The sequence below is a fragment of the Staphylococcus sp. GDY8P57P genome, from assembly GCF_017892585.1.
GTDB lineage: Bacteria > Bacillota > Bacilli > Staphylococcales > Staphylococcaceae > Staphylococcus > Staphylococcus borealis.
Window position 1 is genome coordinate 302,099 of sequence record NZ_JAESLK010000019.1, and the last position, 23,332, is coordinate 325,430.

The window sequence follows — 23,332 nt, forward strand, 5'->3', positions numbered from 1 at the left end:
ATTTGAATTGTTGTTGACACATCAAAGGGGTAAACCTATAATAAATTTGATAATGATTATCAATTGAAAATTAAAAGTGTTTATATGAATATAAAAGACGTTATAACCATGATTGTGAGTTGGTGTTAAATATAGCGTAAGGTTACTAACACGAATCATCTTCAAAGGATAATCGCCTAAACTATATTGAGGTGAATACATAATGAAAAAATTACCAACTATTTTACTTGCATCATCGTTACTTTTAGCAGCTTGTGGCAATAATGGTCACAGTGACGATAGTAGCAAAGACAAGCAGTCACAAAGCAGTAAAGGTGAGAACAAAGCCGCTTTACAAAAAGCTACCAAAGAATATGAAAAATATACGGATGGCCAACTTGATAAATTCTTAGAAGGCACAGAAAAATTTGTTGCGGCAATTAAAGCAGATGATATGGATAAAGCTAAAGCATTATATCCTAAAGTGCGTATGTATTATGAAAGATCAGAACCTGTCGCAGAAGCTTTTGGTGATTTAGATCCTAAGATTGATGCGCGTTTAGCAGATATGAAAGAAGAGAAAAAAGAAGATCAATGGACAGGCTATCATAAAATTGAAAAGTCACTTTATCAAGACAATAAAATAGATGAAACAACTAAAAAAGATGCTGATCAATTATTAAAAGATGCTAAAGAATTAGATGCGAAAGCAGATACTTTAGATATTACACCTAAATTAATGCTACAAGGTTCAGTTGATTTATTAAATGAAGTTTCAACTTCTAAAATTACTGGAGAAGAAGAAATTTATTCTCATACTGATTTATATGATTTCAAGGCAAATATTGAAGGTGCACAAAAAATCTATGAATTATTCAAACCAGAATTGGATAAAAAAGATAAAAAATTAAGTTCAGATATTCAAAAGAATTTCGATAAAGTTAATCAATTGCTAGATAAGTATAAAGATGGCGACGGTTATAAAGATTATAGTGCAGTAACCAAAGAAGATAGAAAAGCATTATCAGATGCTGTGAATTCACTTGGTGAACCACTAAGTAAAATGGCTGTGGTTACAGAATGAGTAATGTAGATGATAAACAAAATGACCAAGTTTCCCGCCGTTCATTCTTAAAAATGCTTGGTATAGGTGGCGCCGGTGTTGTGATCGGTGCTAGTGGCGCAGGTAGTATTCTTTCATTTAAATCGATGTTCGATACACCTGAGAATGAAGACAAAGATGCTTTCGAATTTTATGGTCGTGTACAAGCAGGTATCACAACGCCAACACAAAAAAATTGTAACTTTGTCGCACTAGATTTAAAAACCAAAGATAAAAATGCAATTAAAGATATGTTTAAAAAATGGACGCAAATGTCAGTAAACATGACAGATGGTGCGCCAGCTGCTAAAGATAGTCAGAATGAATTATTACCACCCGTAGATACTGGCGAATCAATAGGATTAGGGGCTAGTAAATTAACATTAACGTTTGGTATTAGTAAATCTTTTCTAAAGAAAATCGGTATGTCATCTAAAATTCCAGCAGGATTTAAGGACTTACCACATTTTCCAAATGATCAGTTAGATGATGAGTACAGTGATGGCGATATCATGATTCAAGCATGTTCAAACGATCCGCAAGTTACATTTCATGCAATTCACAACTTGATTCGACCATTTAGAGATGTAGTTAAAATGAAGTGGTCTCAGAATGGCTTTGTATCTGGAAAGCTTGAAGAAACACCAAGGAATTTAATGGCATTTAAAGATGGTACAGTGAATCCACGCAAAAATGATGAACTTAAAAAGTATGTGTTTATCGATGATGGATGGGCTAAAAATGGTACATATTGTATTATTCGTCGTATTCAAATTCATATTGAAACTTGGGACCGAACGTCATTAGAAGAACAAGAAGCAACATTTGGTCGTAAACGTGCATCAGGTGCACCATTAACTGGAAAAAAAGAATTCGACAATATTGATTTAGATGCGAAAGATAGCAGTGGCCAATATGTTATCGATCCTAATGCGCATGCGCGTCTAGCACGTGAAGTTAAAACATCTATTAAACGTCGTGCCTATAATTATAATGATGGAACAAATGCGAAAACTGGCGCGTTAGAAACAGGTTTAATGTTTATTTGTTTCCAAAAATCAACACAACAGTTTATAGATATTCAAAATAATTTAGGTCATAGTGATAAGCTTAATGAATATATTACACATCGAGGTTCTGCATCCTTCCTTGTATTGCCAGGTGTCAAAAAGGGAGGTTACATCGGTGAAACCTTATTTAATTAAATTAATCGCTGTGTTAATCCTTATTCTCACCGTTATTAGAATAGTTCCACCACATCAAGTTAGTGCTGCAGATGATAGTAAAATCAGTGATGTGTATGTGGCGATAACTGATGCAAAATCAACGATAGAAGATAAAGCTAAAAGCAATCAAGAAAAGCAAAATGCACTCGCTGATATTAAAGAAAAAGTGAAATCTTTAAATATTAAAGATAACAAAGAAGGTAAAGACGTAAAGTCAAAATTAGAAGCGGTAGATAAAGCGTCTTCAACTGAAGCGAAAGCTGACAAACTTTCTGATTTAACAAAATCATTAATCGCTTATGAAGAAGCAGTCTCTACAAAAGATATTAGCGGTGAAATTAAAACACTAAAGCAACAAGTTGATGCTAAAGATGAACCAATCAAGAAGGCCATTAAACATAAAAATGATGCCGAATTACAATCAATTAATAATAGTTTGAATCAAATTTGGACAACGCATGAAACTGCCATCAGAAATTATGACGAAGGTAAATATGGTCAAATTGAAGTTAATTTAATGCAGTTACGTGTTGCCATTCAAAAAGAACCATTAGATACTAAAAAAGTAGACAATGCTTGGACAACATTCAAAACAAGTATTGATACAGTGGATCAAAAACAATCTAGCGCAGATAATGGAAAATATAAAGTAACACAACTTAATGATGAGTTAGATAAAGCGATTAAAGGGATAGAAGACAATCACTTAGATCAAACTGATGCAGCATTATCTAAATTTGTTCAAATTTGGCCGTATGTAGAGGGTAAAATTCAAACTAAAAATGGCACATTATATACGACAATTGAAGATAAGATACCTTATTACCAAAGTATTTTAGATCAAAGCAATAAAGATCGCGTTAAAGAAGGCTTACAAGATATTAATAAAGATATTAAAGACACTGTAGGTCAAGAAGGCTATACATTTGTAGATGTCATGATCATCTTCTTACGTGAAGGGTTAGAAGTATTGTTAGTCATTATGACATTAACGACAATGACACGCAACGTTAAGGACAATAAAGGTACGGCTAGTGTTATTGGTGGGGCAATATTGGGATTAATTCTAAGTATTACCTTAGCTGTAGTCTTCATTCAAACGCTTGGAAATAATGGCTTATTACGTGAAGGCATGGAAGCTACACTTGGCATTATCGCAGTTATTTTAATGTATGTGGTTGGTATTTGGATGCATAGACGTTCAAGTGCTAAACGTTGGAATGACATGATTCAAAATATGTACCAAAATGCGATAAGTAATGGCAACCTAGTATTGTTAGGTACAATTGGTTTGATTTCTGTTCTGCGTGAAGGTGTAGAAGTTATCATTTTCTATATGGGTATGATAGGTAGCATTACGACAATGGATTTTGTGATTGGTATTGCATTAGCGATTGTTATATTGATCATTTTTGCATTACTATTTAGATTCATAGTCAAACTTATACCTATTTATTACATCTTTAGAGTGCTTTCAATTTTAATTTTTGTAATGGCATTCAAAATGCTTGGTGTAAGTATTCAGAAACTTCAATTGTTAGGAACATTACCACAACATGGCATTGAAGGTTTACCTACAATTGGTTTTATAGGATTTTATCCTAATGTTGAGTCAATTGTAGCGCAATTAATTTACATTATATTGATTGTGTTTTTCATTTTCAAAAATCGTCAGCACAAACAAACTATTTCTGAGCATCATTAAGACATATTAATAATCAAATAAAAACCTCAAGCCCTGTATGTAACAAGGGCTTGAGGTTTATTTGTGTTTAGGCGCGATGTGATAGTCTGGCAATAAGCATACTAAACTCAAACAGGATGATTAGTGGTAATGTTAAGAGTAAATTTAAAGTGATATCTGGTGGTGCGATAATACTCGCTATTACAAAGCAACCAAAATAAATATATTTACGATAGTGCTTAAGTGCTTTAACATCTATTAAATCAAATTTAGCAAGTCCCATAAATAACGTAGGAAGTTGAAATAAAATGCCAAAAATGAGTAGCCATCGTATTAATTCATGTAAGTAAGCCTTAAATCCAATAACTGGTTCAATGCTTAAAATGGCAGATAATGTCAAAGAGAAATTAATAATCAATGGAAAGCCTATAAAAAACGCAAACGCAACGCCAATGATAAATAATAACGCACACCATAAACTGTATTTAATGATAAAACCTCGTTCATACGCATGAAGTCCTGGTGCAATAAACGCCCACAATTGGTAAAACACAATGGGTATGATTAAACATAAAGCTACAAAAAAGATAATCATAATGTAAATTTGAATCATTTCTGTAAAAGAAAAGGCATGTAATGTTACGTGTGCACGTTTAATATAATGTATAAATGGTTTCATCCACCAATGTGATGAAATATATACAATAATGGTTGCAACAATAAAAGCGATAAACACTTTGACGAGACGAGCGCGTAATTCATCAAAGTGTCCTAAAAGCGTATTGCTATTTTGTATGTTCTCGTTGTTGTTTTGATTCTTTACTGGGCGTATCGTGACTTTCATCTGTATCTATATTTTCTGCAGCAGACTTAAATTCTTTCAAAGTACTACCAATTGCTCGGCCAAATTGTGGTAACTTTTTAGGGCCAAATATAATCAAAGCAATGATGCTAATTACAACTAAACTGGTTGGTCCTGTAATTCCTAATACAAACATGTTTATTACCTCACTCATCATATATAATAATATCATCTTTACTTTATACTCATTGATAAATATTATCAATAGGAATTTTCGCCGTTCACAAATTAAACGAATTTATTGAATAGCGAGACGATTATAGGGAATAATTTATACAATAAAAATACGTAATTCATGATGAATGAGGGGGATTGAATGATGACTGAACAAATAACGATGATTCAAGTTACAGATGTTAGTGATTTAAGACAAATTGCAGAAACAACGTTTTACGATACATTTGAGGGTGAATACACAGAGGCTGATTTCGAACAATTTTTTAAGAAAAGTTATAACGAAACAGTATTATTAAATGAATTGAATAATCCTAATTCATTTCATTACTTTTATAAAGTAGATAATCACATTGCCGGATATTTGAAGCTTAATATTGGTGACGCGCAAACAGAAACAATGGGTGAGGACTATTTAGAAATTCAAAGGATTTACTTCTATAAAACTTATCAAGGTGGAGGAAGAGGGCACACATTTATCCAGCTGGCACTCGATAAAGCTCGAGAACTCAGTAAAAGTAAAGTTTGGTTAGGTGTGTGGGAACATAATCAACAAGCATTATCATTTTATAAGAAACATGGATTCAAAGTGACTGGGCAACATGAATTTATAACTGGTGATGTCGTTGATATAGATTTAATCATGGAAAGAAAGGTTTAGCATAGAATATGTTGAAACTAGATAAGGGAGTGGGACGACGAATTTAAAAGAATTCTGTCCCACTCCCTTATCATACTTATTTATGATTAATGATATCTCGCATCAATTGCGTTAATTTTTTTAATGACATATTATTATCGTTTACGAGTGGATGGTTAGAAATATCAGATAATGAATGATGTATTAAATTATTGTGCAATAATGCCTCATCTGTATACCAAACTTTAGATAAACTATTCATAACATCATCATATACACCACGTTCTTGTTGATAAGCCGCATGATTTGGTGTGTAAAGACATACCTTTTTGCCAATCGTTAAAGCATCAAAGATAATTGAAGAATAATCGGTAATTACAACATCCGATACTAATAATAAATCTTGGGTTTCAATATGACTTGGTGCTTCAATTGCACCTTCAGGAAGGGTCATATCATCTTCAACATGACCTTTGAAAATAACATGGTATGCTTCCAATAATTCTGGAGAGATGGTCATTAATTCTGTAGCATCTTTATCTGCATGCCACGTAGGTGCATATAATAAAATTGGCTTTGTTCGATCCACATTTAAGGCATCTTTAATTTTCTTCTGATGATTTTTGTCATTTTGATAGTGGCATAAATAACTTATTCTTGGATAACCATATGAAATCAGTTCCGTATGTTGATTTGGAAATGCTGTTTCAAACAAGCCCGTAGCTGCCTCGGAATCTGTTAAAAGGTAGTCTTGTTTAAGCCATTTATTATACTTACGGGCCTTATAATTGTAGATATTTTTATTTTGGTCTGGTTCTTTACTATCTAAGAAGAGCTTTTTGATTGGTGTTCCATGCCATAATTGAATCACAGTGCCATTTGGTTTGAATTCATCGGGCATATAACTTTCGATAACGACAATTTTGGCAGTTTCTATTAATTCTTTATTATTTTCTGCATCAGTAGGTAAAAAGTATGGTCCACGTCGATCATTTGTGATGAAATAAGCTTCAGTAGTAGGGTTTCTCTTCACAAAATAATTGAATAAATATTTAGAGTTACCTCTATAACCATAATCAAATCCTAAAAACACAACATGATTTTTAACTTTTGAAGGATCTTTATCATATACATAGCTTAGATTACGATGCTTTTTTAATGCATGATTTTGCATCTTTCTATAAATCCATTTGGGTAATTTAAATTTAGTAGTGATAAGCCAACTATCTACAAAGCGCATTTCATCTTCTTTACCCGGATATTTAAACTTAGAATATGGAATAGGGTGTCCATGAATATAAGCTAATTTATTTAAATCAAAGTGATTAATTTTTTTAATATCAAATGTATCTAAGGAGTTCCAAAATGCATTACTTGTCGGACATTCATGAATGAAATTAAAAACGACATGATTATCAATATCGATTTCATCTTTCAAAACAGTAACGACGGCTAAATCCATAATAGAATGGATATCATATTTAGATAAATGGAATAAAGCACGTTCAATATTGAAAATGATATTAGGATAATGATTGATATTTTTCATCCATGATAAAAAAATTAATGTATCATCGCCAAAATAGCGACAGTCATTTAAATATAAGTCATTTATCGTATAGTCTACTGCGATTGAATTATGTGTTGCAGCGACAGCTTCCAACATATCATGATTGATTTTAATATCATTTGAATAAGGAATGAAATGTGAATAACCAGCTGATTTCGCTTTGTTTAGTTGTAATGCAAGATGGCGCATATTTGAAATATTTATTTGTTTAATCATCATACATTGTCCTTTAACTCTTAAATTTCTTAAATATATTTTACCATGTGACTAAGAAAAATTCATATTTACAAAAATGGTAGCATTGATTAATTAAAAAGTTTGGGAAATTTTGTTGAAAAAAGAGGATTTTTAATTTGTTAAAAATTTAACAAAAATTTTATAAAAAGTACTATATAGTATTGTCATTTAAGTAGAAAGATGGTATATTTTTATTGTGAAAAAGTTCACAAGACTTAAATTTGTGAAATCTAGCACGATTAACTTGTCGACAAACTAATTTACCTTATAACAATTAGAAATATGCTCACATTTCAATTGTTAAATCGCTAGAATGTTCATTAATACAAACTAAAGGAAAGAAGAGTCAAAATTATGTTAGTTCAAACATTTGATCCATTTGATAATTTGGTATTATCTAGCTTAATCGCAGCAGTACCTATTATTCTATTCTTATTATGCTTAACTGTATTTAAAATGAAAGGTATTTACGCTGCAATCACAACTTTGGTTGTTACATTACTTATTGCCATCCCATTCTTTAAATTACCACTTGGTATTGCAACAGGTGGCGTTGTAGAAGGTTTCTATCAAGGTATTATACCTATTGGTTATATTGTCATGATGGCAGTATTACTTTACAAAATCACTCAAGAATCTGGACAATTTAATACGATTCAAGATAGTATTACAAGTATTTCACAAGACCAACGTATCCAATTATTATTAATTGGTTTTGCATTCAATGCGTTTTTAGAAGGTGCAGCTGGGTTTGGTGTACCAATCGCAATTTGTGCGTTATTACTTGCTCAACTAGGATTTAGACCATTACAAGCTGCAATGTTATGTTTAGTAGCGAATGCTGCTTCTGGTGCTTTTGGTGCCATCGGAATTCCAGTTGGTGTGGTAGATACACTCCACTTACCAGGTGGCGTACATGCAATGGGTGTATCACAAACTTCTACATTAACATTAGCAATTATTAACTTCTTTATACCATTCTTACTTATCTTTATCATTGATGGTTTAAAAGGTGTTAAAGAAACATTACCAGCTATCTTAGTTGTATCAGTAACTTATACATTATTGCAAGGATTATTAACAGTATTCAACGGACCTGAATTAGCTGATATCATCCCACCATTAGTAACAATGGGTGCTTTAGCTTTATTCTCAAGAAAATTCCAACCAAAACATATTTTCAGAGTGCAAAAAGATGTGGAACCTGAGCCGGCGAAACACCATAATGCTAAAGAAATTATATATGCATGGAGTCCATTCGTTATCTTAACAATTGTAGTTATGATTTGGAGTGCACCATTCTTTAAAAACTTATTCTTACCAAACGGTAAATTATCAGCATTAGTGCTTAACTTCACTTTACCAGGTACATTCAGTGAAGTGGCTAATAAATCAATCATGTTAAGTTTCAATTTCATTGGACAAACAGGTACAGCAATTTTAATCACAATCATTATCACAGTATTAATGGCTAAGAAAGTAAGTTTCGGAGATGCAGGACGTTTATTTGGTGTCACATTTAAAGAATTATGGTTGCCAGTATTAACAATTTGTTTCATTCTTGCGATCTCTAAAATCACTACATATGGTGGTTTAAGTGCAGCAATGGGTCAAGGTATTGCTAAAACTGGAAATGTCTTCCCAGTATTATCTCCTATCTTAGGATGGATTGGTGTATTTATGACTGGATCAGTGGTTAATAACAACTCATTATTCGCACCAATTCAAGCATCAGTTGCACAACAAATTGGTACAAGCGGTTCATTACTCGTAGCCTCAAATACAGTGGGTGGTGTAGCAGCGAAATTAATTTCACCTCAATCAATAGCAATCGCGACTGCTGCTGTTAAAGAAGTAGGTAAAGAATCAGAATTACTTAAAATGACATTACGTTACAGTGTTGGATTATTAATCTTCATCTGTATTTGGACATTTATCTTATCTCTAATTCTGTAATCAATATAAATGAGTGCTTATAAATATAGTTCTTATGAAGATGAGAGCAGCACATAATTCCTAGAAAAATAGCCAGTAAATGAGTTTTTTATAAATTCATTTACTGGCTTCTTTATTGTATAAACAAACTATACGTTGTGTGTATATTTTAGAAAAGGTTTCACCGTCATTTAAGACAAGCGATATACGGAAAGATAAAAAGAGATAGCAGAACAGCGAGTGGGACAGAATTCTTTTGAATTCGTCGTCCACTCCCAGCTTGCTTTGCTTGTAGAATTTCTTAGTGAAATTCTCTTTGTTGGGGCCCCGACTCCCAGCTTGCTTTGTTTGTAGAATTTCTTGATGAAATTCTCTTTGCTGGGGCCCCGACTTGCTTTGCTTGTAGAACCTGATTAACCCGGTTTCTCAGTGCAGGGGCCATTCATAGGGGACAGCTTATAAAGTAGGGCTTATTTGACTTCTCGTTTCACTTAAGTTGAGATGCTTACCGAGGCGGAGTAGTGCTTTAAGTTTAAATGCTATTTATAGCGGACATAAATGTTTCATAAACAGTGGTAGGTGTATATTGTTTTAAAGTAACATGTCCTTCATGAACCATCTGGTCGGCATCATCAATATGATTCATAGCGATGTCGATGTATTTTGCTAATGAACCAGCATCACCATAATTTGCTAAGTAACCATTAACCTGATGTGTGATGATACTTGCAGGCCCTAGTGTATCTTTAAAACTGATAACAATATTATCCTGCGCCATTGCTTCTAATACAACCATACCAAACCCTTCGTTTCTTGACGGTACGACGGTGATTTTACTTTTAGCTAATTTAGTATTAAGTTGTTGCGTTGCGTTATAAAGTGTAATTAAATCGTTTAAATGATGTTGATCAATCAGTTGTTGCAAAGACTCGCGTTCTTGGCCATCTCCATATATTTCTACTTTAAAGTTGAGTCGCTTAAGATCATCTTGAATTCGACGAATGCTTTCTATTAAAATATCAAAGCCTTTTTCAAACTCTAATCTACCCGCACTCATGATAATATTCTCTTTGTTAGTATCATTTTTAACTGGTCTGATGATATTCGGAACGGTATAAACAGGTGTGTTGATATGTTGCGCATAATTTAACTGATCTTGTTTCGTTAACGTTGTAATAAGATCTAATTTACGACACGCATCAAGTATATCTTGTTGATAGTGTTCTGGATGTGCTTGTAAATTCATATGTTCCATTCCAATCGTCATCACATCGTTAGGATGATACTTTGATATTAAAATATTAAAACTCGCTCTAGTACCTACAAGCACATCTGTATCTACTTTTTTAATCGCTTTAATCATTTTATTTTCTACGTATTTTGAAAATTGATTTAATCCAGGTTCATGATGGTTTATTTCGGTTGGTTTCAATAGGGAAGTATACTTATTAATACGATTCATAATGATTGCTTTAATGTTCTGAGGTTTTAAACGATAGTCGATTAGTGTTTTTATTTTTATATTGTTATTTATTTTAAAATAAGGTTCGTCTTGCGCACGAAAAACAGAAATAATTTCTACGTGATGCCCCTTATCGGAAAGTGTATTAGCTAATTCAGAAACAGCTTTCACAGTTCCGCCTAAAGCATAGACATTATGCATAAAAAATGTGAATGATTTCATAGTTACACCTCTAATGATTCATAATAGTGAATTATAGCATTTCTTATGTATGTCTAATAGTAATAGCAATATCATTCGAATCGTCTATCGACCCTGCTTTATCTATTAAAAGATGAAAACTTTATGTAAACACTTTTTTCATGGGGGGATTATGTATATAATTAAACTAGTTAATAAAAAGTCGATTTTACGTATAGCGTAAAGTTAATATTAAAAATTTTAATAAATAAAGAAAGCGTTTTAATTTATTAAGCCAAGGTCAATATCCTATCGACTAAAGATGTGAAAAAAAGGGGGACTGTATTGTTATGAGTTCAGTACATAGCAAAACAGATGTCATCTTAATAGGTGGCGGTATAATGAGCGCAACACTCGGAACGTTATTAAAAGAATTATCTCCAGACAAAGAAATTAAAATATTTGAAAAATTAGAACAATCTGGTGAAGAAAGTTCAAATGTTTGGAACAATGCTGGGACAGGGCACTCTGCACTGTGTGAATTAAATTACACTAAAGAAGGTAAGGAAGGTTCCGTTGACATTACGAAAGCAATTAAAATCAACGAACAATTCCAAGTCTCTAAGCAGTTTTGGGCACATTTAGTTAGAACAGGTCAATTAGAGAATCCTGCTAACTTTATTCAATCTGTGCCGCATATGAGTTTTGTTAAAGGTATCTTTAATGTGAAATTTCTTAAAAACAGAGTCGCAGCATTAAAAGAAAATATTCTATTTGAAAAAATGGATATTACTGAAGATCGTGACAAAATTAAAGAATGGGTTCCGTTAATGGTTGAAGGAAGAACATCACATGTGCCTATAGCATTATCTCGTGATGAGAGTGGTACAGATGTAAACTTCGGTGCATTAACAAAGAAACTTATTTCTAATTTAAAAGATAGAAATGTAGAAGTATCTTATAAACAAGAAGTTGAAAATATTGAGAAACTTGATAATGGAAACTGGAAAGTGACAGTTAAAGATTTAAATTCTGGTCAAAGCAAGGCATATGAATCAGAATTTGTATTTATTGGGGCTGGCGGTGCAAGTTTGCCACTTCTACAAAAAACAGGTATTAAGCAATCAAAACATATTGGTGGTTTCCCAGTAAGTGGTTTATTCTTGCGTTGCACGAATAAAGACGTGATTGAGAAACATCATGCGAAAGTATATGGTAAAGCAAGTGTCGGTGCACCACCAATGTCAGTGCCTCATTTAGATACGCGATTTGTAAATGGTGAACGTGCTTTATTATTTGGACCGTTTGCAGGATTTTCACCTAAATTCTTAAAAACAGGTTCAAATTTAGACTTAATACGTTCAGTAAAACCAAATAATGTATTAACGATGCTTTCAGCAGGTATCAAAGAAATGGATTTAACGAAGTACCTTATTTCACAACTGATGTTAAAGCATGAGGATCGTATGAATGATTTACGTGTATTTGTGCCTAATGCGAAAGATGAAGATTGGGAAGTTATTGTTGCAGGACAACGTGTACAAGTGATCAAAGATACCGAAGATAGCAAAGGGAACTTACAATTTGGTACAGAAGTCATCACATCGGATGATGGATCACTTGCTGCCTTATTAGGCGCTTCTCCAGGTGCATCTACTGCAGTAGATATTATGCTTGATTTATTACAACGTTGTTATGGTAATGAGTTTAAAAACTGGATTCCTAAGATTAAAGAAATGGTACCTTCATTCGGTCTTAAATTAACTGAACATGAAGACGTTTATCGTGCAGTAAATAAAGAAATTCAAAAATATTTAAATGTTAAATAATCGCACTAGTTTGTATAGATAACACATAATTGGCTAGCTACTCTAATTCAATTCCATGAGTAACTAGCCAATTTTTATTTCTCCCTTTTATTTAGTTGTCGATTAATTTCTGTAACGTACTTTTTGTTTGTAAAGTAAGATTTAATCCAAATCATCAAATATATAATGATGAAATAAAATGTGAATATCAAAATATTTGAAATTTTAATTGAAAACCATCCGGCTAAAATACCAATGGGCAGTAAACCAATATAGCTAAATATGAAATGTAATAGCGTAGCACGTGTGATACTCCAGTCTGTATGCGTAAAAATAAGTATCCGGTCGTTCTCACTGTGTAAGTGGTTTAAATGATGATATAAATGGCATATATTTATAAGTTTGATGTCAGTCTAATCGTAAAGGTAGTACCTCGTTGTACGTCACTAGACACGCTAATTTCGCCCTGGTGTAATTTAATAATTGATTGCGTAATGGCTAGGCCTAAGCCATTACTATTATCTTGCTCGTTCAGTTTATAAAATCGCTCAAAAATATGTGATTGAGTTTCTGATGGAATCGTATTTCCTTCATTATTGACACTAAATAAAATTGAATCATTATGCTCATGAGAAAGCCTAACTTCAACTGTACCACCAATTGAAGCGTACTTAATCGCATTTTGAATAAGATTAGAGAATGCTTGATGTAATAAACGACTATTTCCTTGGAAATAAACGTCACTTAAATCAGACAACAACATTAAATCTTTATTATCTAATTCGAATTGCTCATGACGTATAATTTCTTTAATCATCGTAGTAATGTGCATATGATCATCAAAGCGTAAATGATTGGCATTATCTAATTCTGATAGGAGAAGTAATTCCTTTGTGAGATTACTTAATCGAGTTACTTCGTCGTGAATTTCATCAATGTATGTCTGCCTTTTTTCTTGCGTCGCTGTAAATTGTAATTCTGTAAGTAAACGTTGAATATGTGTTAATGGTGTTTTGATTTCATGTGAAACATTTTGAACGAAGTGTTGTCGCATATCATCGACTTGTTTTAATGCTTGACGCATAGCGTCGAATCGATATTGTAGTGTGCCGATTTCGTCATGACGACTTTGATAAATGGGTGTATCGAAATCCCCGTGTATTAAACGCTCTGTAGCTTGCTTTAGCGTTTTTATAGGTTTAATGATTGAATAAGTTGATGCGATAACTAGGGTGATTGAAATACTTAATAAACAAATTAATAATACTGAAAGGAAAGTACGAAACTCACTAAAGGTTTCGCCTATATCTGGACGCATAAACACGGCAAGCGGTTGATGATTTTGGGTAAAGCGGACGCCTACAGTATTATCTGTTTCATTATCAAAAAATCCAGTTACAAATAATTCGAATGGCTTATTTTTGATACCGTGATAGTCCTCGCCTTGTAGAACTTGGTTGATCGCGGCGTTTGAAATCGTGTCTTGGCGAAATGGTTCACCATAAAATGTTTTATGATGTGCACGATCTACAATCATAATTTGATAGTTCATATCGCCTAGGTGTTTGAAATAGGCTTGACTTTCAGACTGATTTGAAGAGGCATGAAATTGTCGTGCTTCTTTTAAAGTACGCATTATCTTAGTATCATTATGTGCTTTTAAATTGAAATGGTAATATATATTAGCGAATAGAAAGCTTACTAAAGCACTAAATAGAATAACGGTAATTGTATAGATTGCAATACGTGTATAAAGAGATTTAAACATGGGTAATCACCTTGTATCCTTGTCCACGAACCGTTTGTATTTCAATCGTGGCATTTAATTGATTTAGACGATGACGTAGTCGTTTGATATGTACGTCTATCGTTCTTTCATCTCCCTCATAATCGAACCCCCAAATGCGCTCTATTAATGTGTTGCGCGTAAAAATATGTTTTGGCTGACCACATAATAAAAATAATAATTGAAACTCTTTAGTAGGTAAATTTACATTTTTGGATCCAACAATGACTTCCATATATTCTTGAATTAAAGTTACATTGCCTAATTTTATAATATCTTGAGAATTAATTTGATAACGTCTTAGTACAGCTTTAATTCTAAATAGTAATTCTTTCACTTCAAATGGTTTCGTAACGTAATCATCTGTTCCACTCACAAATGCACGTTCTTTATCGCTTAGCGCATCTCGTGCTGTTAGCATAATAACAGGTATGTCATAGTCATTTTTTAGCACTTGGCACAGTTCAAATCCATCCATACCAGTCATCATAATATCGACTACAGCAATATCAACTTGGTTATTTGTAAGGTATTGTAATGCGTTTTCTCCACTGGCATGTGTAACGGTTTGAATTTGAGCCGCTTCGAGATGCTGAGAAACGTAATGTAATATTTTGTAGTCATCATCCACAATTAAACACTTCACCATCATTATTACTCCTTTAATATATTTAACATGATTATATGAATAACTATATCAAAAAACAAATTCCATTAAAGTTCATATTCAGTTCATATTGTGTCATTAAACTGTGTATTGAAATAGCAGTGGGAGGTAGTAAGTATGAATTTAGCATGGAAAGAAATAAAATTTTATAAATTTCGTTACACATTAATCATGTTAATCATCTTTTTATTAGGAAGTATGGTTCTATTTATTAGCGGATTAGCACAAGGATTAGCACGAGAAAATATATCATATTTAAACAATATGCCGGCAGAACATTATATTGTTGAAGATAATAAAGAGCCTAAGTTAGAAAGTTCACAGATGAATCAGTCTCAGAAAGATAAAATAGAAGATATCATTCATCAAGATGCCACGCAAATAGGCACACAAACACTTAAAATCAATCAAGACGAGCAAGATGTTATTACATTTAGCACACCAAAACATCTTAAGCCAAAACTTATAACTGGTAGCTATCCAACTCAACAAGATGAAATCGCTATAAGTGAAAAATTAACTGGAAATGATTTGAAAGTTGGAGATTACGTTTCATTTAAAGGGCATGACACGCGCTATAAAATAAGCGGGATAATGAATGAAACCATGTATTCCCATAGTTCAATGATATTAATGAATAAAGAAGCGTTTGAATCAATGAATAAGCAAATATCAACATTCTACCCTGTTGAAAATATAAATAAAGATGACAAAGCGTCACTTAATCAAATAGACGGTATAAAAGTAGTGAACGAAAAGACGTTAACAGATAACATTGCTAGTTACCAGGCAGAGCAAATGCCACTTAATTTAATGATTATTAGCTTATTTGTTATTACAGCTATCGTATTAAGTGCATTCTTTTATGTGATGACGATTCAAAAGATCCCTCAAATAGGTATTCTAAAAGCTATTGGTATTAAGACCAAACATTTATTAACTGCACTTTTACTACAAATTGTTTTAACAACAATGGTTGGCGTTATTTTAGCATTTATTGTCATACTTATTTTGAATACGGTTATGCCAGTGACAATGCCATTTTATTTAAATTATAGTCAGGTATTATTAATGATTGCCGTATTTCTAATCGTAGGATTAATAGGTGCATTACTATCCTTTATAAAAGTACTAAGAGTAGATCCGATAGAGGCAATTGGAGGTATGGAATAATGACATTACAACTTAATCAAATTACTAAAACATTTGGTAGTGGAGATGCTCGAACTGAAGTGTTAAAAGGGATTAATTTTGAGGTCAATCAAGGCGAGTTTATTATTCTTAGTGGCGCATCTGGTTCAGGTAAATCAACACTTCTAAATATTTTAGGGGGATTATTAAGTCCTTCAAGTGGAGATATTTTATATAATGATAAGCAATTATTCTCTAATGATGTAGATAAAACCAGTCTAAGATTAAATGATATCGGATTTATTTTTCAATCATCGCATCTCGTACCTTATTTAACTGTGGAGGAACAATTAACGATTGTAGCTAAAGAAGCGGGAAGTAAACGTAAAGAGGCTAAAGAGAAAGCGCAGAGACTACTCAATGAAATAGGCTTGAGTCATCGTCTAGCTGTTTATCCACATTTGTTATCTGGAGGAGAAAAACAACGTGTGGCGATTATGAGGGCCTTTATGAATGAACCTAAAATTATATTAGCGGATGAACCGACAGCAAGTTTAGATGCGGATAGAGCGACATCTGTTGTTCAAATGATTAAATCTCAAGTTCAAACCAAAGATATGATTGGTATTATGATTACGCATGATAAAAGATTATTTGAATATGCAGATAGAGTGGTTAAAATAGAAGATGGTAAAATAGAGTTATAAAAAGTACAAATATTGAAGTAGTTAATCATTGTATAAAGTAAATCGTATAATAATAGTTAGACAAGAAGCGAGCACGACTAACATATGTCATTAAACGATGATACAAGCATAATCAATTGGGAGTTGGATGATGAATTCGTATAGAATTCTATCCAACTCCCATCTTTATGTTTTAAAATAAGATATAAATTGATGCAAAAAATAAAATTGCAAAGTAAATGGTTAAGAGTAGTTTATATTGATACATAAGTGCTAAGAAATCTCTAATCAACGCAACATTAAAGAAATGATAGGGTGTATGACTTCCAATACCATCGACTTTCATTTGATTTATTTGTGCAAATCTCATGCCGCGTAAAATATGAAATTGGCTTGTGACACAAAGTATACTAGGAGGATGTTTATATAGATTGCCTATGATTCTTTTAGAATAATAAAAGTTTTCAAAGGTATTGGTTGATTGTTCCTCTACGATAATATTAGACTCAGGAACCTCGTGATCAATTAAATAATGTTTCATCGCCAATGCTTCAGATATTGGTTCATCAGGTCCTTGGCCACCGCTCACAAGCACGTTGCATGTCCCTTTTTGTTGATGATAAACGCTTAGTGCACGATTTAATCTATCAGCTAACATCGGTGTAACGTTCTTTGTGAATATACCAGCACCCAATACCATAATTAACGCGTATTGATTTTGCGTGGTTATACGACCTAAAGCCGAAGACCAAGCCATATAGAGTAAGAATGCATAACATGTGCTTATAGCAACCATCGTAAGCCATAGGAAGATGCCATTGATGATAGGAATGGGCATCGTGCTAAGGTATGCAAGAATCGCCGTGAATAGTACACCTAATATGAGATGTTTTATCATTTTATTTAAAAATGTTTTTCCTTTTTTAAGTGTAAAAAGATGATAATGTTTCAGTAGTAAACCAAGCGTAGTAATAATCATAAGTAGTATGAGTGTAGTAGGTATTGTCATTGTTAATACATTTATGACGGTAATCATCATGCACAATATGACAGTTATTATAAATGTTGTTAAATTTAAAAGTTGTTTTACATTGAATAATACACCTACTACAATACATAACACAATGAGAGCTAAAATAATTGCGAACATAGGAAGTACCTCGAATTTCTTTATATATATATAAATGTAATCGAACCACTTACCATTTAGCAACTATTAACCACGGAATGAGGTTTTCAAGAGAATTGTTTATTGATATGATTTAACAGAGTATGTATAAACGTAATGGATGACTAATTAACAAGGAGTAAAGCAATGAGCAGAATTTCTAGAAACCACATCGAATTTATGAAACAATTCATCGATGATACCAATACTTTAACCGCCAAGCTATTAAAAGATCAACAAAGTAAGTATGGCATTTCAATGGAACAATCCAATGTACTCAGATTACTAAGCCATCATCATGCATTATCAATTACAGAAATAACTGAGAAGCAAGGTGTTAATAAAGCAGCGGTGAGTAGACGTATCAAGAAACTCATTGACAGTGGCTTCGTAGCATTACAAAAATCTAATAACAATATCGATCAACGCCTGAAATATGTTGTTTTAACAGACAAAGGTCGTCAATATACTGAAGAAAATAATGAGATTGTTAGTGACATTGTCAGTGATATGGTGGCAGACTTATCAAGTAAAGATATTGAGAAAGCGTTAAGTGTATTATATATAATAGATGAAAGAGTAAAAAAATTTAATTCAAAAGTTTAAATTAGTATGAAGCTTTAGACCGATTATTATATAATAGATATCATATTCTTAACTTGAACGTACAATATCAATCGTTAAATTTAATATAGTAGTGGGGAAGTTGGTGACTAAATGAGTACATGTCCGAAATGTGGACAGAAAATTGACAATAATAATCTGAACAAGTGTCCTAATTGTGGGAAGAAATATAAAAAATCAGACAGCAAAGACAAGCAAATCCATACCCCTCAAACCAACACATCAAATATTAAGATTAAAAAATTTATTCCTTGGGCAATCGTTGCATTTATTGTTATATTGCTCATCATTGTATTTTTATTGGTAAGGAATTATAACACGCCTGACGCGCAAACTAAAATTTTAGTTAATGCTATTGATAATAATGATTCACAAAAGGTCGCAACGTTATTAAGTTCTAAAAATTCTCATATCGATTCGGATGAAGCGAGCGTCTATATTGACTACATTAGAAGTGAAGTCGGTATGAAAAAATTTGCACATGATATTAGATCAACTGTTGAAACATTAAATAAAAGTGATTCCAAAGAGGCAATTAATTTAAAAACACGTGCGGGTAATAATTACTTACGTGTGAGTAAAAACGGAACTCGATTACTCATATTTGATAATATGAGTTACACCGCACCAACAAAACAAGCAATTGTTAAACCTAAGCTTGATACGAAATATGAGTTCAAAGATGGCGGTAAAAAGAAAACGGTTATTGCTGATGCCAATAAAACAACGTCACTTGGTAGATATATTCCAGGCATATATTCTATTGATGCTAAAAAGGAAACAGAGTATGGCACATTTAGCGGTCAGCTTAAATTTGATTTTAGATATGGTAAAGGAAACACAGTTGAAGTAAATGAAAATTTCAATGAAGCACTATTAACCGTAAAATTAAAAGGAAAAAGTGACTTAGACAAAAACTCACTAAAAGTTGAAATTAATGATAAACAAATGAAATACAGTCGATCTAGAGAGTATGGACCGTATCCTCAAACGAAAGATGTGACCGTATCTGCCTTAGGAAAGGCTAAAGGAAAAACATTCCGTACAGAGACTAAAACAATTAAAGCAAGAGACTTAGGTAATATTAATAGTGCAGTATTAGAGTTTGATGATGAAGAGATTAGTGATTATATTGAAGAAAAAGAAGCTGAAGAAAATAGCTTAAAAACAAAATTGAGTCATTTTTTTAACAATTATTCTTTAACACTAAATAGCGCTATTTCTCAAGGTAACTTTAATTTAGTAAGCACATTTTTAAAAGATAAATCCAGCATCTATAAAATGATAGAAAATAATTTAAATCATTCAGCTGCTTTCATAAATCCACAAATTATTAGTGCCAGTCAACAAGGTAACACGATTAACACTAAAGTGCAGCATCTGAATAGTAATGGTCAATATGAAATTACGGATTATGAATTAACTGAGGATCATCATACCGGGAATCTTCAACTCGTTGATTCAAAATAAATTGAACAATACCAAGTGTTTAGGATAAGAAATAGTTTAATATGATTGCTTATAACAATAAAGCCTCGCTTATCAATCATGTAATGATGCTATTTTGTAAATTCGTAGTCACTGACGAAACTGAGAAAATGCTTCAATCAAGCTTTTCTCAGTTTTAATCATACTTGCATGCGGGGATTACTAAAAAGCATGTCATTAAGAAATACTATAAGCAACGCAAGCTGGGGTGGGGCAACGAATTGAATAAATCATTCCGTCCTACGCCCGCTCGTTCTTTTTTTAATACATAGAAAATATGAAACCTACAAAGGTGGGATACGTTAATGGATATAGAGCAAAACCAAAGAAAACATTCACCCTTATTTATTATTATATTAGGTGCTTTAACGGCCATAGGTGCCTTATCGATAGATATGTTTTTACCAGGACTACCTGAATTAAAGAATGATTTTAATACGACGACAGCTAATGCACAACTTACACTATCTTTATTTATGATAGGTTTAGGATTAGGTAACTTATTTGTAGGTCCTATATCTGATAGTATGGGACGTAAAAAACCATTAGTAATTTCTATGGTTGTATTCGCTTTAGCAAGTTTAGGTATAGTATTCGTTGAGAATATTTGGGTTATGATATTTCTAAGATTTGTTCAAGGATTTACAGGTGGTGCTGGCGCGGTTATATCAAGAGCCGTTGCGAGTGACATGTATCGTGGGAACGAACTGACGAAGTTTTTAGCGTTACTCATGCTTGTTAATGGTGTCGCACCTGTAGTAGCACCGGCTTTAGGAGGATTAATCTTAAGTTTTGCTGTTTGGCGAATGGTATTTGCCATTTTAACGATATTTGGTGTGTTAATGGTACTAGGCTCAGTATTTAAAGTTCCTGAATCTTTATCAGTAGCCCAGCGTGATAGTAGTGGAGTTAAAGTCATTTTTAGTAATTTTAAAAGTTTACTTACAACACCTCGATTTGTGTTACCAATGTTAATACAAGGTGTTACATTTATTATGTTATTTAGTTATATATCAGCGTCGCCATTTTTAGTTCAAAAAATATATGGTGTTTCACCATTACATTTCAGTTGGATGTTTGCTGGCATAGGTATTACACTCATCATTGCAAGTCAAATTGCAGGTAAACTGGTAGACTATTTTCATCCACAAGCATTGTTACGTGCATTTACAGCTGTTCAAATTCTAGGCGTCGTTATCGTGTCACTAACATTGTTGAATCACTGGCATTTTGCATTATTAGTTATAGGGTTTATTGTATTAGTTGCCCCAGTAACCGGTGTAGCAACTTTAGGATTTTCAATTGCAATGGAAGAGCGTACGACTGGAAGCGGAAGTGCATCAAGTTTATTAGGATTATTGCAATCGTTATTAGGCGGACTTGTCACACCGCTTGTTAATTTAAAAGGTGAATATAATAGCATGCCGTACATTATTATAATTAGTCTCACAGCCATGTTACTTATTATTTTACAATTATTAAATGTTAAAGTGTTCAAACATGATAAAGCATAAACAAAGTAGCCAATAAATGAAAGGTTCATTTATTGGCTACTTTGTTTGATATTGACTTTTAAACTTCCATACGACTATCTTTGAACTTTTAACGTGTTAGCGAGTAACGCACTTGCGACCTCATCAGGACTTTCTTGACACCCTAATCGTAACCAATTTAATATTACACCGATTTGCCCACTCATTGTGTACGTAATAAAGAAGGGTACATTTTGAATGGTTGTATGATTTTCTCCTAAAATGTTTGTGTAATATTGTTTCGTAATCTCAATATATTCCATTACTAATGCTTTGTTTGGATGAGAAATAAAAATGGCATGGTAAAATGCTTTCTTTCTATAAATATATTTTAAAATAATATGAAAGAATTTATAAACTTTCTCAGGATTCTTTTTAATGTTATCGAAGTTAAAAGAAAATGCGTTTAGTAGATGTTCATATTTATTTAAATGATAATTTTGAATTTTAGATAGCAAATCATATTTATCTTGAAAGTGATCATAGAAAGTTGAGCGATTGACATTACTATTTGCACAAATCATCTTGATGGATATATCTTCAATGGGATGAATTTCTAATAAATCGATTAAGCTTTTGATTATTTTATATTTAGCATTTTGTTTCATCGTGTCACCTAATTTATCTATAACTTCACATAGCCGACAATTTAACGATAATTGTTGGTGTTATTTTTATGTATATGTCTTTATAATATTAAAAGTGATTTTGAAAAGCAAATAGGAGGAAATGTTCAATGAAAAAAATGGTGTTAATTAATATCATCACTATCGTTGTTCTAGTTGTAGTTGGTATCGTAGGTTTCTACTTATATCATAATGCTACAAGTTATGTAACAACTGATAATGCCAAAGTTGATGGAGATCAAATTCAAATCTCTAGTCCAACTTCAGGTCAAATTAAATCTCTTGATGCAAAACAAGGGGACAAACTTAAAAAAGGTGACAAAGTAGCAGAAGTGAGTGGTCAAAGCCAAAGCGGTGAGTCACAAACTATGGATATCAAAATGCCACAAAACGGTACAATCGTTAAAACAAGTGGTATGGAAGGTTCAGTTGCACAAGCAGGTTCACCAATTGCTTATGCTTACAATTTAGATGATTTATATATTACGGCAAATATTGACGAAAAAGATGTTAGCAGTGTAGAAAAAGGCGACAAAGTTGATGTAACTATTGACGGTCAAGATTCTGATATTGACGGTAAAGTTGAAGAAGTAGGCCAAGCGACTGCAGCTAGCTTCTCATTAATGCCATCATCTAACACTGACGGTAACTACACTAAAGTATCACAAGTAGTACCAGTTAAAATTTCTTTAGATTCTGCACCATCTAAAAATGTTGTTCCTGGAATGAACGCTGAAGTTAAAATTCATAAAAACTAAGGGGGTC

Annotated in this window: 21 protein-coding genes; 12 read left to right on the plus strand and 9 right to left on the minus strand. The window is 32.6% G+C overall.

Going from position 1 to position 23,332, the window contains the following annotated elements:
• Window positions 1-202: 202 nt before the first annotated feature.
• The 3 genes from efeO to KA878_RS08325 are packed head-to-tail and all read left to right on the plus strand — an operon-like array spanning window position 203 to window position 4,012.
• Window positions 203-1,063, plus strand: a complete 861-nt coding sequence (gene efeO / locus KA878_RS08315) for an iron uptake system protein EfeO (protein WP_053028659.1) — start codon at window positions 203-205, stop codon at window positions 1,061-1,063.
• On the plus strand, window positions 1,060-2,286 hold the full coding sequence (efeB, locus tag KA878_RS08320) for an iron uptake transporter deferrochelatase/peroxidase subunit (protein WP_193839020.1): 1,227 nt from the start codon (window positions 1,060-1,062) through the stop codon (window positions 2,284-2,286). The genes efeO and efeB overlap by 4 nt, the downstream gene beginning before the upstream one ends.
• Entirely contained in the window at window positions 2,267-4,012 is a 1,746-nt protein-coding gene (locus tag KA878_RS08325) for an FTR1 family iron permease (protein WP_193839021.1), read from the plus strand. Before efeB ends, KA878_RS08325 begins: the two co-directional genes overlap by 20 nt.
• Window positions 4,013-4,079: 67 nt before the next feature.
• Here the strand turns inward: KA878_RS08325 and tatC are convergent, their stop codons facing one another.
• On the minus strand, window positions 4,080-4,835 hold the full coding sequence (tatC, locus tag KA878_RS08330) for a twin-arginine translocase subunit TatC (RefSeq protein WP_075108082.1): 756 nt from the start codon (window positions 4,833-4,835) through the stop codon (window positions 4,080-4,082).
• Window positions 4,777-5,010, minus strand: coding sequence for a twin-arginine translocase TatA/TatE family subunit (locus KA878_RS08335; protein ID WP_107629235.1), 234 nt, complete (start codon window positions 5,008-5,010; stop codon window positions 4,777-4,779). Before KA878_RS08335 ends, tatC begins: the two co-directional genes overlap by 59 nt.
• Before the next feature lie 162 nt (window positions 5,011-5,172).
• On the opposite strand from KA878_RS08335, the gene KA878_RS08340 reads away from it, so the two are divergent.
• On the plus strand, window positions 5,173-5,688 hold the full coding sequence (locus KA878_RS08340) for a GNAT family N-acetyltransferase (RefSeq protein WP_193839022.1): 516 nt from the start codon (window positions 5,173-5,175) through the stop codon (window positions 5,686-5,688).
• A 76-nt stretch (window positions 5,689-5,764) separates the two neighbouring features.
• Here the strand turns inward: KA878_RS08340 and KA878_RS08345 are convergent, their stop codons facing one another.
• Window positions 5,765-7,453 (minus strand): CDP-glycerol glycerophosphotransferase family protein, encoded by a 1,689-nt coding sequence (locus KA878_RS08345; protein WP_193839023.1) that lies wholly within the window; start codon window positions 7,451-7,453, stop codon window positions 5,765-5,767.
• A gap of 375 nt (window positions 7,454-7,828) precedes the next feature.
• Here KA878_RS08345 and KA878_RS08350 point away from each other — a divergent pair, with 375 nt between their 5' ends.
• The gene (locus KA878_RS08350; RefSeq protein ID WP_075108078.1) at window positions 7,829-9,430 is read left to right on the plus strand and encodes an L-lactate permease; all 1,602 of its coding nucleotides are present in this window, start codon (window positions 7,829-7,831) and stop codon (window positions 9,428-9,430) included.
• A gap of 511 nt (window positions 9,431-9,941) precedes the next feature.
• Here KA878_RS08350 and KA878_RS08355 read toward each other — a convergent pair.
• The gene (locus tag KA878_RS08355; RefSeq protein WP_193839024.1) at window positions 9,942-11,093 is read right to left on the minus strand and encodes a glycosyltransferase family 4 protein; all 1,152 of its coding nucleotides are present in this window, start codon (window positions 11,091-11,093) and stop codon (window positions 9,942-9,944) included.
• A 308-nt stretch (window positions 11,094-11,401) separates the two neighbouring features.
• Here KA878_RS08355 and mqo point away from each other — a divergent pair, with 308 nt between their 5' ends.
• Window positions 11,402-12,880, plus strand: coding sequence for a malate dehydrogenase (quinone) (mqo, locus tag KA878_RS08360; protein WP_070854589.1), 1,479 nt, complete (start codon window positions 11,402-11,404; stop codon window positions 12,878-12,880).
• Window positions 12,881-12,954: 74 nt separating this feature from the next.
• Here mqo and KA878_RS14335 read toward each other — a convergent pair whose 3' ends face one another.
• The 3 genes from KA878_RS14335 to KA878_RS08375 are packed head-to-tail and all read right to left on the minus strand — an operon-like array spanning window position 12,955 to window position 15,294.
• Entirely contained in the window at window positions 12,955-13,266 is a 312-nt protein-coding gene (locus tag KA878_RS14335; protein ID WP_075108076.1) for a DUF3021 domain-containing protein, read from the minus strand.
• Window positions 13,254-14,627: a sensor histidine kinase gene (locus KA878_RS08370; protein WP_193839025.1), complete on the minus strand. Its 1,374-nt coding sequence runs from the start codon at window positions 14,625-14,627 to the stop codon at window positions 13,254-13,256. The genes KA878_RS14335 and KA878_RS08370 overlap by 13 nt, the downstream gene beginning before the upstream one ends.
• Window positions 14,620-15,294 (minus strand): response regulator transcription factor, encoded by a 675-nt coding sequence (locus tag KA878_RS08375; RefSeq protein ID WP_053028646.1) that lies wholly within the window; start codon window positions 15,292-15,294, stop codon window positions 14,620-14,622. Before KA878_RS08375 ends, KA878_RS08370 begins: the two co-directional genes overlap by 8 nt.
• A 135-nt stretch (window positions 15,295-15,429) precedes the next feature.
• On the opposite strand from KA878_RS08375, the gene KA878_RS08380 reads away from it, so the two are divergent.
• Together KA878_RS08380 and KA878_RS08385 are read left to right on the plus strand one after the other, a co-directional pair.
• The gene (locus KA878_RS08380; protein WP_075108073.1) at window positions 15,430-16,485 is read left to right on the plus strand and encodes an ABC transporter permease; all 1,056 of its coding nucleotides are present in this window, start codon (window positions 15,430-15,432) and stop codon (window positions 16,483-16,485) included.
• Entirely contained in the window at window positions 16,485-17,150 is a 666-nt protein-coding gene (locus KA878_RS08385; RefSeq protein ID WP_075108072.1) for an ABC transporter ATP-binding protein, read from the plus strand. The genes KA878_RS08380 and KA878_RS08385 overlap by 1 nt, the downstream gene beginning before the upstream one ends.
• A 172-nt stretch (window positions 17,151-17,322) precedes the next feature.
• Here the strand turns inward: KA878_RS08385 and KA878_RS08390 are convergent, their stop codons facing one another.
• A complete protein-coding gene (locus KA878_RS08390; RefSeq protein WP_193839026.1) occupies window positions 17,323-18,279 on the minus strand; it encodes a YdcF family protein in 957 nt (318 codons plus the stop codon).
• A gap of 165 nt (window positions 18,280-18,444) precedes the next feature.
• On the opposite strand from KA878_RS08390, the gene tcaR reads away from it, so the two are divergent.
• From tcaR to tcaB, 3 genes are all read left to right on the plus strand, one after another.
• Complete coding sequence (gene tcaR, locus KA878_RS08395; RefSeq protein ID WP_107629005.1) at window positions 18,445-18,903, plus strand: MarR family transcriptional regulator TcaR; 459 nt, start codon at window positions 18,445-18,447, stop codon at window positions 18,901-18,903.
• A gap of 111 nt (window positions 18,904-19,014) precedes the next feature.
• On the plus strand, window positions 19,015-20,391 hold the full coding sequence (tcaA, locus tag KA878_RS08400) for a membrane-associated protein TcaA (protein WP_075108070.1): 1,377 nt from the start codon (window positions 19,015-19,017) through the stop codon (window positions 20,389-20,391).
• 323 nt (window positions 20,392-20,714) lie between these two features.
• The gene (gene tcaB, locus KA878_RS08405) at window positions 20,715-21,923 is read left to right on the plus strand and encodes a putative multidrug effflux MFS transporter TcaB (RefSeq protein ID WP_193839027.1); all 1,209 of its coding nucleotides are present in this window, start codon (window positions 20,715-20,717) and stop codon (window positions 21,921-21,923) included.
• A 74-nt stretch (window positions 21,924-21,997) separates the two neighbouring features.
• Here the strand turns inward: tcaB and KA878_RS08410 are convergent, their stop codons facing one another.
• Window positions 21,998-22,549, minus strand: a complete 552-nt coding sequence (locus KA878_RS08410) for a TetR/AcrR family transcriptional regulator (RefSeq protein WP_053028640.1) — start codon at window positions 22,547-22,549, stop codon at window positions 21,998-22,000.
• 128 nt (window positions 22,550-22,677) lie between these two features.
• On the opposite strand from KA878_RS08410, the gene KA878_RS08415 reads away from it, so the two are divergent.
• Window positions 22,678-23,325: an HlyD family secretion protein gene (locus KA878_RS08415; protein WP_053028639.1), complete on the plus strand. Its 648-nt coding sequence runs from the start codon at window positions 22,678-22,680 to the stop codon at window positions 23,323-23,325.
• Window positions 23,326-23,332 lie beyond the last annotated feature (7 nt).

Bases quoted from the DNA above. Each gene is read 5' to 3' on its own strand.
- KA878_RS08355 (WP_193839024.1), bottom strand. From the start codon at position 11,093: ATGAAATCATTCACATTTTTTATGCATAATGTCTATGCTTTAGGCGGA.
- KA878_RS08340 (WP_193839022.1), top strand. From the start codon at position 5,173: ATGACTGAACAAATAACGATGATTCAAGTTACAGATGTTAGTGATTTA.
- efeO (WP_053028659.1), top strand. From the start codon at position 203: ATGAAAAAATTACCAACTATTTTACTTGCATCATCGTTACTTTTAGCA.
- tcaR (WP_107629005.1), top strand. From the start codon at position 18,445: ATGAGCAGAATTTCTAGAAACCACATCGAATTTATGAAACAATTCATC.
- KA878_RS08415 (WP_053028639.1), top strand. From the start codon at position 22,678: ATGAAAAAAATGGTGTTAATTAATATCATCACTATCGTTGTTCTAGTT.
- KA878_RS08390 (WP_193839026.1), bottom strand. From the start codon at position 18,279: ATGTTCGCAATTATTTTAGCTCTCATTGTGTTATGTATTGTAGTAGGT.
- KA878_RS08350 (WP_075108078.1), top strand. From the start codon at position 7,829: ATGTTAGTTCAAACATTTGATCCATTTGATAATTTGGTATTATCTAGC.
- efeB (WP_193839020.1), top strand. From the start codon at position 1,060: ATGAGTAATGTAGATGATAAACAAAATGACCAAGTTTCCCGCCGTTCA.
- mqo (WP_070854589.1), top strand. From the start codon at position 11,402: ATGAGTTCAGTACATAGCAAAACAGATGTCATCTTAATAGGTGGCGGT.
- KA878_RS08370 (WP_193839025.1), bottom strand. From the start codon at position 14,627: ATGTTTAAATCTCTTTATACACGTATTGCAATCTATACAATTACCGTT.
- KA878_RS08345 (WP_193839023.1), bottom strand. From the start codon at position 7,453: ATGATTAAACAAATAAATATTTCAAATATGCGCCATCTTGCATTACAA.
- tatC (WP_075108082.1), bottom strand. From the start codon at position 4,835: ATGAAAGTCACGATACGCCCAGTAAAGAATCAAAACAACAACGAGAAC.
- KA878_RS08375 (WP_053028646.1), bottom strand. From the start codon at position 15,294: ATGGTGAAGTGTTTAATTGTGGATGATGACTACAAAATATTACATTAC.
- KA878_RS08380 (WP_075108073.1), top strand. From the start codon at position 15,430: ATGAATTTAGCATGGAAAGAAATAAAATTTTATAAATTTCGTTACACA.
- tcaA (WP_075108070.1), top strand. From the start codon at position 19,015: ATGAGTACATGTCCGAAATGTGGACAGAAAATTGACAATAATAATCTG.
- KA878_RS08385 (WP_075108072.1), top strand. From the start codon at position 16,485: ATGACATTACAACTTAATCAAATTACTAAAACATTTGGTAGTGGAGAT.
- KA878_RS08335 (WP_107629235.1), bottom strand. From the start codon at position 5,010: ATGATGAGTGAGGTAATAAACATGTTTGTATTAGGAATTACAGGACCA.
- KA878_RS08410 (WP_053028640.1), bottom strand. From the start codon at position 22,549: ATGAAACAAAATGCTAAATATAAAATAATCAAAAGCTTAATCGATTTA.
- tcaB (WP_193839027.1), top strand. From the start codon at position 20,715: ATGGATATAGAGCAAAACCAAAGAAAACATTCACCCTTATTTATTATT.